Annotated in this window: 8 protein-coding genes; 1 reads left to right on the top strand and 7 read right to left on the bottom strand. The window is 68.1% G+C overall.

The window, feature by feature from the left end; all coding sequences use genetic code 11:
• Positions 1-73: 73 nt before the first annotated feature.
• The 4 genes from MJ777_RS06775 to metH form a co-directional block, all read right to left on the bottom strand.
• Positions 74-2,074, bottom strand: coding sequence for a PAS domain-containing protein (locus tag MJ777_RS06775; RefSeq protein ID WP_239374234.1), 2,001 nt, complete (start codon positions 2,072-2,074; stop codon positions 74-76).
• A gap of 132 nt (positions 2,075-2,206) precedes the next feature.
• Positions 2,207-3,175 (bottom strand): DUF5995 family protein, encoded by a 969-nt coding sequence (locus MJ777_RS06770; protein WP_239311271.1) that lies wholly within the window; start codon positions 3,173-3,175, stop codon positions 2,207-2,209.
• Positions 3,176-3,217: 42 nt separating this feature from the next.
• Complete coding sequence (locus tag MJ777_RS06765; RefSeq protein ID WP_239374210.1) at positions 3,218-3,931, bottom strand: HAD family phosphatase; 714 nt, start codon at positions 3,929-3,931, stop codon at positions 3,218-3,220.
• 32 nt (positions 3,932-3,963) lie between these two features.
• Positions 3,964-7,530 (bottom strand): methionine synthase, encoded by a 3,567-nt coding sequence (gene metH / locus MJ777_RS06760; RefSeq protein WP_239374207.1) that lies wholly within the window; start codon positions 7,528-7,530, stop codon positions 3,964-3,966.
• A 206-nt stretch (positions 7,531-7,736) separates the two neighbouring features.
• On the opposite strand from metH, the gene MJ777_RS06755 reads away from it, so the two are divergent.
• The gene (locus MJ777_RS06755; RefSeq protein WP_239311268.1) at positions 7,737-8,579 is read left to right on the top strand and encodes a PAC2 family protein; all 843 of its coding nucleotides are present in this window, start codon (positions 7,737-7,739) and stop codon (positions 8,577-8,579) included.
• On the opposite strand, the gene MJ777_RS06750 is transcribed toward MJ777_RS06755, so the two are convergent.
• The 3 genes from MJ777_RS06750 to MJ777_RS06740 form a co-directional block, all read right to left on the bottom strand.
• Positions 8,580-9,446, bottom strand: coding sequence for a hypothetical protein (locus tag MJ777_RS06750; RefSeq protein ID WP_239311267.1), 867 nt, complete (start codon positions 9,444-9,446; stop codon positions 8,580-8,582).
• Positions 9,446-10,702: a cysteine--1-D-myo-inosityl 2-amino-2-deoxy-alpha-D-glucopyranoside ligase gene (mshC, locus tag MJ777_RS06745; RefSeq protein WP_239374204.1), complete on the bottom strand. Its 1,257-nt coding sequence runs from the start codon at positions 10,700-10,702 to the stop codon at positions 9,446-9,448. The genes MJ777_RS06750 and mshC overlap by 1 nt, the downstream gene beginning before the upstream one ends.
• 139 nt (positions 10,703-10,841) lie before the next feature.
• Entirely contained in the window at positions 10,842-11,831 is a 990-nt protein-coding gene (locus tag MJ777_RS06740) for an SCO1664 family protein (RefSeq protein WP_239374201.1), read from the bottom strand.
• Between the last annotated feature and the right edge of the window lie 104 nt (positions 11,832-11,935).

Genomic DNA, 11,935 nt, shown 5'->3' with positions numbered 1-11,935 from the left:
CTCGGGGCTCTTGGCTGAAAAATCAGTATAAGAATATTCTTATATAAGAAAAAGTGTGCGAATAAAAATCGCGTTACGACTCGGACGCCTGCCACGCGAGGGGCACCTGCCAGGTCAGCGTGCTTCCGGTGCCGTTGTTCCCCGGCCCGAACTCCATCCGGCCACCGAGGCCAAGCGCCCGTTGGCACAGGTTCGCGAGACCGCCAGTGCGGGCTGCCCTGCCCGGTCCGCGTCCGTCGTCGTGGACCTCGACCAGGACGTCATCGCTGCTGACGCTCACCCGGACGGCGATGTGGTCGGCCTGCGCATGGCGGGCGATGTTGGCGAGCGCCTCGCGCAGCGCGGCCAGCAGATGCTGATGTATCGGCCTGGGCACGCCGTCATCGATCGGTCCCTCCAGGCGGACGATGGGCGTCAGGCCCAGGTAGGCCTCCGCCTGTGTGACGATCCGCTGAACTTCGGCCCGCAGGTCACCGATGTGTGTGCTCAGCGGACTCAGCGCGAAGATGGTACGGCGGATCTCGTCGATCGTTTGATCCAGCTCCTCGACCGCCCCGCTCAGGCGCACGCCCGGTTCACCCGCGACAGCCCTCCCGACCGCCTGAAGCTGCAGCCCGGTCGCGAACAGCCGTTGGATGACGACATCGTGCAGATCTCGGGCGATACGGTGACGGTCCTCGTAGACCGCGAGTCTCTCCCGATCGTTCTGAGCGCGGGACAACTCGACGGCCAGCGCGAGCATGTTCGCCGCGGCCTGGACGAAGTGCACTTCGTCCAGCATGAACCGCCGTGGCGTGCTGCTGTGGACGGCCAGCACCCCGAACGCGCGCCCGACCGGGCCGATACGAGCCCCGACGGTGGCACGGCAGCCATCCATCCACGGCCACTGCCCGTCTTCGCTGTTCACGCGGGTCGTGGGATCCGACTTGTCGATCAGCAATGGCTGATCCCCGCTGAGGATCTGGCCAAGCAGTGATGTCGGGGCAGCTGGCAATGAGCCGAGGGATCGCGCGCCCGCTGGCCGGCCGAGGGATACCCGGGCGGTCATCCTGGCTTCGCCGTCCGCGGCCTCCTCGGTTTCGAGGAGATCGCACAGCGTGACATCCAGGGTCGACGTGACCAGTTCGCCGGCCTTGACGAGCAGGGCCGGCAGATCGAGACCGGACAGCGCGTGCTGACCCAGCAGAGCCAGACCCGCCTGGTGGCGCTCAGCCCTGCGCAGGTCGCTGACGTCCGAGAAGATGACTGCCAGCGCGATCTTCTCCTGATAGGAGAACGGGATCACTGACAGCCGCAGTGACCGGCCTGTTCCAGCACCGTGGATCAGGTCGAAGTCACCGAGTTGAGGCATGCTGGTTTGCAGCGCGACCGCAACCATCCCCCAGTCGCCCCCCAGCGTCTGCCCCTTGTTGTCGCTCGGCCGCAGGAGGTCAACGAGCTGCTGGAGCGGGTCGCCGCAATCCTGCGGGACACCAAGAAGCTGGTTGACCACCAGGGAGCTGCGCGCTATCCGCAGGGTATGATCATAGATGATCACCCCTACCGGCACCCCGTCGAGCCGGAGATTCTGGGAGACCAGCTCCAGCATGGCATTGTGCTCACCGATCGCCACCGAGCCGGCTCGAGCGCCGGTGGTGTCTATGATCGTCCCGACGTTGCCGATCACTTCGCCGTCGGGGCCGCGCTGAACGCTGGCCCGTATCTGCACCCACCGGTAGCTTCCGTCCCGGGTGCGGTACCGGGTCTCATGATGGCAGTGATCGGCTCCGCCCTCGACCACCGCCATGAACAGCGCGATGGTGTGCTCCACTTCGTCTGGATGGACGTACTCCAGGAAACCGGTGCCGAGGCTGGCCTCGATCTCGAACCCGGTCAGCGTCGTCCAGGCCTGATTGAGGTAGGTCCAGCGGCCCTGCGCGTCGGTCCGGAACACAACCTCACTCAAGGTGTCCAACAGCGGAGGAGCCGTGGCCTGTTCGGTGGTGTGGCCCTGACCGATCGCGGCTCCGCCACGGTCACCTATGTCACCCGCCTCCGCGGAGTGATTCGATCCGGACTGATTTAAGACAGACACTGCGCAACACCGTCCCCCATGTCATACGGACCTCTACACGGATTCTCCGACATCCGCGCAACTGCGTGTCCCACCCCCGTGCACCAGGTGTCGCAACCAGCCAGGCAGCGCAATCAGCCCAGAGCGGCGGGGTCAGCCGTGATGGACGGCGCAGTAGGAATCGCGGCTGGTGCTGCTGGTCAGGGGCGGATGGTACGCGTAGGTCGCCTTGACGGTGGCGGCTGTCGTCGCCGCCGTGGCCTCGATCTGATTGGCCACGGTTGCCCAGTCCTGCGGAGTCTGCGCTCTGACGAGCCGCTCGGCGTTCGTCCACGCGGACTCTCGCCATGTCTCCAGAATCTGCATGAGCGCCGTCCAGCTGATCCCGAGCGGAGTGGACAGATCGTTGGTCGACGGGTCGAACCGGGCCGCCAGTTCGTCCAGCAGCGGTTCCACGACCTGGTTGAGGAAGACGTTGACCTTGTCATGATCTGGTTTGCGGCTCGCGCCATCCGGCGTGACCAGGCCCAGCGCGGCCAGTACATATGGCAGATCGCGGTTGACATGGGCGTTCATGCCAAGAAGAAGGTCACCGGCACCGGACACCGCGGAGGTGTCCGCGGCATCGAAGGCGATCTGCCACGCGCGTGGCACCTGTGCGATGTCGCCGCGGGCCCAGGCGTCGTAGGCGTCGAAGTACTCCCCCGCGAACATTGTGTCCTCGGTGGTCACATAGGCGACGTCGGCGAAGAATCCGGGCTGGGCCGCGGCTCGCCGGTATTCCTCGGTCGTACGCAGATAGGCAAGCGAGAAGACGGCGCTGTGGGCGCATCCGGCGGCCAGCGGCGTGAATCGATTAATCATATTGCTTATTGTGGTGTCGACGCAGCTGAGGCTGCCATCCGCGCAGGCGGTCGGGTGCGGCGATGTGTAGGGGATCGGAAGCGCTGGCAGCAGTGCCGGCGTGTTGACAAGAATTGGTGCGGAACCGCTTATGTCCACCGGCCCCACCGTCAAGGCCGCGGCGGGCCGGGCGGCTGGCAGTATGGTCGCGACCAGGGCGAGCGGGAGCAGCCCGATCGTGAATATCGCGAGGGCGAGCGCGCGGAAACCGGTCGCCATATCCGTTAAGCGAGGTGAGGACAGCATAGATCAAGTATAGGGTTATTTGTCCATAAAAAGTCGTGATTTTCCAGCTGGCGGCGCGACCAGCCCGCCGAGCAGGCCCACGGTGACTTCGTGCAGACTCGACAGCACGGTCGACCGGGCGGTGACCACTGACGGCGCGGTCATCGGGAACGACGGGACGAGAACGGTCGCGCAGCCCGCGTCGATGCCGGCACGGGCGCCGGCCTCGCTGTCCTCGAGGACCACACAGCGGTGTGGTGCCACGCCCAGCAGCCCGGCCGCCGTCAGGTACGGCTCGGGATGCGGCTTGCGCAGGCTCACCTCGTCCCCGGCGACCGTCACCGCGAACCGGTCCAGGCCGATCACGGCGAGGACGGGATCCATCAGCACGCGGAACGACGACGACACCAGCGCGGTCGGGATCCCCGCGCCAGCCAGCGTGTCCAGCAGCGCGATGGAACCCGGCATCGGGACGATCCGGTCGGGCTCACCAAGCAGCTCGGCGGTCCGCTCGATCAGGAAGCGGGCGGCCGCGTGCGGGTCGGCGTCGGGCACTCCGAGCATCGACAGCATCAGCGGCAGGGCGGTGTCGACGCCGTGCCCGATCATCGCGGCCTTGATCTCGGGGGTGAACCGGGCGCCGAGGCGTTCCGCCAGCTCGTGCTCGGCCACCGTCCACAGTGGCTCGGTGTCGACCAGCAGGCCGTCCATGTCGAACAGGACGGCCGCAACACCATCGTCAACGTTCATCTGATCTGAATATCAGGTCGTGTCAGGCCGTGTCAGGCCGCGAAGTACTTTGCCTCGGGATGGTGCGCGATGATCGCGGAGGTGGACTGTTCCGGCACGAGCTGGAACTCCTCGGACAGCGCCACGCCGACCCGTCCCGGCCGCAGCAGCTCGAACACCCCGGCCTGCTGCTCCAGGTCGGGGCAGGCCGGGTAGCCGAAGGAGTAGCGGGACCCGCGGTAGCCCTGCCGGAAGACGGCGGCCAGCTCGCCCGCGTCGGCGGCACCGGTGGGTGTGCCATCCGGCAGCAGCAGCTCGGCCCGGACCCGCTTGTGCCAGTACTCGGTCAGCGCCTCGGTGAGCTGGACCGAGAGCCCGTGCAGCTCCAGGTACTCGCGGTAGGAGTTGGCGGCGAACAGCTCGGCCGCGACCTCACTGATCCGTCTCCCCATCGTCACAATCATGAACGGGACGACGTCCACCTCGCCGGACTCCTCCGGCCGGTAGAAGTCAGCCAGGCACAACCGGCGGTCCCGACGCTGGCGAGGGAAGGCGAAACGGGCCCGCTCCGTACCGTCGCCGGACAGGACGATCAGGTCTTCACCCTTGCTGACGCACGGGAAATAGCCGTACACGACGGCGGCCTCCAGCATCCGCTCGGAGGCGATGCGGTCCAGCCACATCCGCAGCCGAGGACGTCCCTCGGTCTCCACCAGCTCCTCGTAGGACGCTCCTTCGCCGCCACGGGTGCCGCGCAGCCCCCACTGGCCGAGGAAGGTCGCCCGCTCGTCCAGGAAGGAGGCGTAGTCGGCCAGCGGGATGCCCCTGACGATCCGGTCCCCCCAGAACGGCGGCACCGGTATGGGGTTGTCGGTGGCCACGTCCGAGCGGGGCGGCAGCTCGGCCACGGGCTCTCCCCCGCGGGCCGCGGCCCGCGTGGCCTTGATCCGTTCGGTGCGCTCCCGGCGGGCGCGGCGGTGCGCCAGGTGCGGGTCGTCCGCGAGTGGCGGCGCCTCGCCCCGTTTGGCCGCCATGATCGTGTCCATGAGGGCCAGTCCCTCGAAGGCGTCCCGGGCGTAACGGACGTCGCCCTCGTACAGCTGGGCCAGGTCCGCCTCGACGTAGGCACGGGTGAGCGCGGCACCACCGAGCAGCACCGGCCAGGTGGCCGCCACCCCGCGGGCGTTCATCTCCGCGAGGTTCTCCTTCATGACCACGGTTGACTTCACCAACAGCCCGGACATGCCGATGGCGTCGGCGGCGTGCTCCGCCGCCGCGTCCAGGATCGCGCTGATCGGCTGTTTGATCCCGAGATTAATCACGGTGTAACCGTTGTTCGACAGGATGATGTCCACCAGGTTCTTGCCGATGTCGTGGACGTCGCCCTTGACCGTGGCCAGTACCAGCGTGCCCTTGCCGCGGCTGTCGGTCTTCTCCATGTGCGGCTCGAGGTGGGCGACCGCGGCCTTCATGACCTCCGCGGACTGCAGGACGAACGGCAGCTGCATCTGACCGGAGCCGAACAGGTCGCCGACGACCTTCATGCCGTCGAGCAGGGTGTCATTGATGATCGCCAATGGGTCGCGCGACCGCATCGCCTCGTCGAGATCGGCTTCCAGGCCGGTCCGCTCACCATCGATGATCCGCTGCTTGAGCCGCTCGTCCAGCGGCAGGGCGGCCAGTTCCTCGGCCCGGCTCGGCCCGTCTCCGCCGCTGTCGACACCGGCGAACAGGTCCAGAAAGCTGGTCAGCGGGTTGTAGCCGTCCCGACGCCGGTCGTAGACCAGATCGAGCGCGACCGCACGCTGCTCATCCGGGATGCGTGACATCGGCAGGATCTTTGAGGCGTGCACGATCGCCGCGTCCAGCCCGGCGTCGACGCACTCGGCCAGGAACACCGAGTTGAGCACCACCCGGGCGGCCGGCTTCAGACCGAAGGAGATGTTGGACAGCCCGAGGATGGTTTGCACGTCGGGGTGGCGCCGTTTGATCTCGCGGATCGCGTCGATGGTGGCGACTCCGTCACCGCGTGACTCCTCCTGCCCAGTGCCGAGGGTGAAGGTCAACGCGTCGATGAGGATGTCGGACTCGCGCATCCCCCACTGCCCGGTCAGGTAGGTGATCAGACGTTCGGCCACCCGCACCTTCCACTCGACCGTGCGGGCCTGGCCCTCCTCGTCGATACACAGCGCCACAACGGCCGCGCCGTGTTCGCGAATGATCGGCATGACGGTGGCGATGCGGGACCCTGGCCCCGCGCCGTCCTCGAAGTTGACCGAGTTCACTACCGAGCGCCCGCCGAGGCATTCCAGCCCCGCCTCGATAACCGCGGGCTCGGTGGAGTCGAGCATCACCGGCAGTGTGGATGCGGTGGCGTAGCGGCCGGCGACCTCCCGCATGTCGATGCTGCCGTCCCTGCCGACGTAGTCGACACAGACGTCGATCATGTGTGCGCCCTCGCGGATGGCGGTGCGGGCGATCTCGATGATGTCGTCCCATCGGCCGTCGATCAACGCCTCGCGGAAGGCCCTGGAACCGTTGGTGTTGGTGCGTTCGCCCACCATCAGCACCGAGGTGTCCTGGCGCAGTGGCACAGCCTGGTACAGCGATGCCGCGGCGGCTTCAGGGGCTGGCCGCCGTGGGGCCACGCCCCGGCCGGAGAGCCGCTCGACGACCTGGCGCAGGTGTTCGGGCGTGGTCCCGCAGCAGCCGCCGACCAGCACGGCGCCGTAGTCACGGGTGAAGGTGTCCAGCGCGTCCGCGAGCTCGGCCGGGGCCAGCGGGTAGGTGGCGCCGTCGCGGCCGAGCACCGGCAGACCGGCGTTCGGCATGACCGAGAGCCCGGCCCGGGCGTGCTGGGCCAGGTGACGCAGGTGTTCGCTCATCTCGGCCGGCCCGGTCGCGCAGTTCAGACCGATCAGGTCGATGCCGAGCGGCTCAAGCGCCGTGAGCGCGGCGGCGATCTCTGAACCGAGCAGCATCGTCCCGGTCAGTTCCACGGTGACCTGCGCGATGAGGGCGACCTGCCGGCCGGCGGCGGCCATCGCGCGGCGCGCCCCGATGATCGCCGCTTTTGCCTGCAGGAGGTCCTGCGCGGTCTCCACCAGGACGGCGTCGACGCCCCCCGCGAGTAACCCGGCGACCTGCCGCTGATAGGCGTCCCGCAGCGGTGGGAACGTGATGTGTCCCAGCGTGGGCAGCTTCGTCCCAGGGCCCACCGAGCCGAGGACGAACCGGGGATGGCCGGCCGTGCTCCAGAAGTCGGCGGCTTCACGGGCGATCCGGGCGCCGGTCTCGGCCAGTTCCCCGATACGGTCAGCGATGCCGTACTCTCCGAGATTGGCGAGGTTAGCTCCGAACGTGTTCGTCTCGACTGCGTCACACCCGACAGCGAAGTAGGCGTCGTGTACTGCCCGCACCACATCTGGACGGGTCACGTTCAGAATCTCGTTACAGCCCTCGTGGTTCTCGAAATCGTCGAGGCTGAGATCAGCGGCCTGCAGCATCGTTCCCATGGCGCCGTCAGCTACCAGCACACGCTCAGCCAAGGCGGACAGCAGGTCTTCTCGCACCGGGAAAGCGTACCGGTAGTGCCCGTGCCGATCGCGCTGGTGACTCATGGCCATCATCGGGTTTGTCCGGATTACCAGCCATGTGGCCGGCGCGGTCGCGGCCTGTCGCCCGGCGGGGCGAGGCGGGCCGGGCCGGGCAGCGGGTATTGCTGGGACAGCGGGTCGCAAGGAACCACCGGCACGTACCAACGTAGGACGTACCGTTGCACTGTCACGGGGGCAGTGGGCCGCCGCGGGGCGGCAGGAGGTGGCAGGTGATCGAGTTCTCCGGTGTCGGGCAGCTAAGGTCGCCGATCGTAGTGGCTGCCTTCGAGGGGTGGAACGATGCCGCGGACGCGTCGTCCGCGGCTGTCGAACATCTGGAATCGGCATTCGACGCGACGGTGATCGGTGCCATTGATCCGGATGACTACTATGACTTCCAGGTCAACCGTCCCACGGTGAGTGGGATCGACGGCGCGTCGCGCAAGATCTCCTGGCCGACGACACGCCTGTCGGTCGCCCGTCTCGACCGTGGTGACAACGATCTGGTCCTGATCCGTGGTCTCGAGCCGAACATGCGCTGGCGGGGTTTCACCGAGGAGCTGATCGAGGCGGTCCACGCGCTCGGCAGCGAGATGGTGATCAGTCTCGGCGCGTTGCTCGCGGATTCTCCGCACACCCGCCCGGTGCCGATCAGCGGCACCGCCGGGGACCCGGCCACCGCTGCCCGTCTCCGGCTGGAGCCGTCGAAGTACGAAGGCGCCACGGGCATCGTCGGGGTGTTCGCGGAGGCATGTGCCCGCGCTGAGCTCGCGTCGGTGTCCTTCTGGGCCGCTGTCCCCCATTACGTGGCGAACCCGCCGTGCCCGAAGGCGACGCTGGCCCTGCTACGGCGGGTCGAGGACCTGCTGGACATGGAGATCCCTCTGGGTGACCTGGCCGAGCGGGCCCGGGCGTGGGAACGCCAGGTGGATGAGCTCGCCGCGGGCGACAGCGAGGTTGCCGAATACGTCCGCGCGCTGGAGTCGAGGGAGCCCGAGACCGAGCTGCCGGAAGCCAGCGGGGACGCGATCGCCCGTGAGTTCGAACGGTACCTGCGGCGGCGGGGCCAGTGACTACTCCTCGACGATCTCAGCATCGATGATGTCGTCTTCGCCGCGGTACGCCGGCCGGGTGCTACTCGCTGTGGTTGATGCCCGGATGAAGAAGCTGGCTCCGGCACCGCCCCCGGCCGCCTCCGGTGCCGAGCCGCCGGCCGGATGCTTATGCGCCACGGGTTCATGGGCGCTATGACTGTACGTCACGCCTTGGTCCGCGCTGTGCACCTCCGTGGGCATATATGCTCCGGGTTGCTCGGACGGCTGCGCGGGCCCGGTAGCGGCCGTCGTCCCGGCGCGAGCCAGGTCCATGACCGCACGGTCGATCTCACCGGAGCCCATCAGGCTCCGCACGCGCAGCAGCGCGCCGAGCACCTCGCCCTGCTGGTGCCGTAGCCCCTCGAGGATTCCCGACACCCGCTCGATCTGCGTCTCGATCTCCTCGCAGCGTTGCCGGGCACGCTGGCGTGACTCCTCGACCGCGTCGAGGAGCAGTTTGTCCGCTTGCTCACGAGCCTTGCGTACGATCGGGTGGTTGGCGGCGGCGTCCTCGACCGCCTCCTCCAGCGCCTGCTCCGCGATGCTGCGGGCGCCTGTGACGATCTCGTCTGCTTCCTGCTGGGCGATGGTCAGCATGAGACCGATCCGCCCGCCTGCCTGCGCGGCGAAGCGGTCAGGCAGGCGCGTCTCGTCCTCGCGGCGGCGGCGGTCAGCCTGCAGCGCCGCCTCGGCCGCAGCCGCCCGCCGCGTCACCTGGCTGGCATACCGCCACAGCGTGGCCAGGTACTCCTCAACCTGACGTGGATCATAACCCCGCGCCACCTCATCGAACCTCGGCCGTTCGGCGTCGGTGCCGGTGTCGGCCCGGCGGTAGTCGGCACCCATCAAACTGAACTTCCTCCAGCCATGATCGGCTCAACGTCCACCCCGAGTAACGAGTCGATGATTGCATGCGCCAGAGCGGGGGCCTGCGGGTCATCGCCTCCCGTGCTGAGCGCGGCGCCCGCCCAGCGGTCGACAGCGGCGACGGCGGACGGCGCGTCGAGGTCATCGGCCAGGTGCCGGCGCACGTCGTCGAGCAGCGGCCGGGTATCCGGGCCACGCTCGTGACCGATCGCGGCTTGCCAGCGAACCAGCCGCTCGCGGGCGAGGCCCAGGAGCGAGGGAGCCCACTCCCACTCGGCCGTGTGCCGGTGGCCGAGGAGCGCGATCCGGATCACCGCCGGTGGCACGCCACGGACCAGCAGCCGGGACACGAACTCCAGGTTCCCTCTCGACTTCGACATCTTGTGACCGTCAAGGTGGACCATGGCGGTGTGCACATGGGTACGCGCGAACGGCCGGACACCGCTGGCCACCTCCGCGTGGGCAACGCCGCATTCGTGGTGCGGAAACATCAGGTCCGTACCACCGCCCTGGATGTCGATCCGCTCCCCCAGATGGGCCAGGGCGATCGCGGCGCACTCGATGTGCCAGCCCGGCCTGCCCGGCCCGAACGGCGACGGCCATGCCGGCTCACCAGGGCGCTCCGCCCGCCACAGCAGGGGGTCGAGCGGATTCCGCTTGCCGGGGCGGCCGGGATCGCCACCATTGCCGGCCGCCCGGTCGACCATCATGTCGTGGCTCAGATGGGAGATCTCGCCGAAATGGGGAGCCGCCCCGATCGGGAAATAGATGTCCCGGTCCACCTCGTAGGTGGCGTCACGGCCGCGCAGTTTCTCGATGAGTTCGATGACCAGCGGAATCGACTCGACCGCTCCCACATATGCCGTTGGTGGCAGGATGCGCAGCGCGGCCATGTCCGTCCGGAACAGGTCGATCTGGCTTCGGGCGATCTCCCGCCAGTCCTGGTTGTCCCGCCTGGCGCGTTCGAACAGCGGGTCATCGACGTCGGTGACGTTCTGGACATAGCGAACGTCGTGGCCGGCGTCCAGGAGGACCCGCGCAAGGAGATCGTAGGTAAGGTAGGTGAACGCGTGCCCGAGATGCGTCGCGTCGTACGGGGTGATCCCACAGACGTACATACGGGCTGTCGGCCCGGCCGCGAGCGGGCGCACCGATCCGGTGGCCGTGTCGAAAACCCGGAGCGGGAATCCTCGGCCGGGAAGCCGAGAGCATGCGGGGGCCGGCCAGGATTGCATGCGTGTCAGCGTAGCTGGGTCCGTGTCAGACGGGCCCAATTGCCATAAGAGCGACCGGCAAGAAGAACGTGGATCAAGAGCGGGGCTGGGGCGCGTGGATCGCGAGGCGCCGCCTGGACAGTCCTCTTGCCGGAGCCGCTCAGAACGGCGGCCAGGGGATAGGCGGCCAGTCGCCGGACGGGACCGGAAAGCGGCGTTCGGTCAGCAGCCGCTCGATCCGCGCGCGCAGGCTCTCGATCTCCGTTTGCGTGAGCAGGCCGACGAGCGCCGTCGCGAGCCGGCCAGGCGGCTCTGTTTCTGGGGCCTCCGGCGACGCGGGAGGATCATTATCGCGTCGCCTTTGGCCATATGGCTCTGTTTCTGGGGCCTCCGGCGACGCGGGAAGATCATTATCGCGTCGCCTTTGGCCATATGGCTCTGTTTCTGGGGCCTCCGGCGACGCGGGAAGATCATTATCGCGTCGCCTTTGGCCAGGCGGCTCCGCTCCCGAGGCACTGAGCGCCACTCGCAGGCGGGTCAGCAGTTCCAGCTCGTCGGCGCGCAGCCGCTGCCCCCGCCACGTCCACAACAGCGTGCGCAACTTGTTCTCGGCATGAAAGGTCACTCCGTGGTCGATGCCGTAGATCCGGCCGGACGGGCCAGGCAGCAGGTGACTGCCTTTGCGGTCGGCGTTGTTGACCACGGCGTCGAACAGCGCGATCGCCCGTAGCTGAGGATCATCAGAGCGGGTCAGCGCGACCAGGTCGACGGTCTCGTCAGTATCGATCCACAGCTGGACCATGCCCGCGCCGAAAGGGCCGTCCCGCAGCACCGTGGGTGGCACAATCCCCGCGCCGGTCGCCTCGGAGACCAGATAGGCGGCCTGTTCACGGCCGGCGAGCGTCCCGTCGGGAAAGTCCCACAACGCCCGCTCGCCACGGACCGGCTTGTAGACGCAGTGCCCGACGACACCATCGTGGCTGATCTCGCAGTACAGGGTCGCGTTACTGGCGTCGACCAAGCGGCCGGTGACGGTTATCGCGCCGGCACACAGGAGCGCGAGAGCGCCGGCCGCGTCGAGCCCCCCCGCGTCAGTCGGCTCGAGCGGCGGACGTTCACTGGGCGCAATGCCGGAAACAGACTCACTCACGTCTCTTAGTCTCGCCGCCCGCTCATGACCCCCGCGGTCCGCGGCCCCGGCAAGAACTCATGAGGAGCCGTGATCGCGCGTTGAGACCGCCTGGCACCCTCGCG

Source organism: Protofrankia sp. Cj5 (assembly GCF_917627405.1).
Classification (GTDB): Bacteria; Actinomycetota; Actinomycetes; order Frankiales; family Frankiaceae; genus Protofrankia.
Note: the sequence above shows the minus strand (reverse complement) of the source record. Positions and strands in the feature narration are given on the sequence as shown.

Excerpts from the sequence above, each read along its gene's own strand:
- mshC (WP_239374204.1), bottom strand. The coding sequence starts at position 10,702 with ATGCAATCCTGGCCGGCCCCCGCATGCTCTCGGCTTCCCGGCCGAGGA.
- MJ777_RS06765 (WP_239374210.1), bottom strand. The coding sequence starts at position 3,931 with ATGAACGTTGACGATGGTGTTGCGGCCGTCCTGTTCGACATGGACGGC.
- MJ777_RS06770 (WP_239311271.1), bottom strand. The coding sequence starts at position 3,175 with ATGGCGACCGGTTTCCGCGCGCTCGCCCTCGCGATATTCACGATCGGG.
- MJ777_RS06750 (WP_239311267.1), bottom strand. The coding sequence starts at position 9,446 with ATGGGTGCCGACTACCGCCGGGCCGACACCGGCACCGACGCCGAACGG.
- metH (WP_239374207.1), bottom strand. The coding sequence starts at position 7,530 with ATGAGTCACCAGCGCGATCGGCACGGGCACTACCGGTACGCTTTCCCG.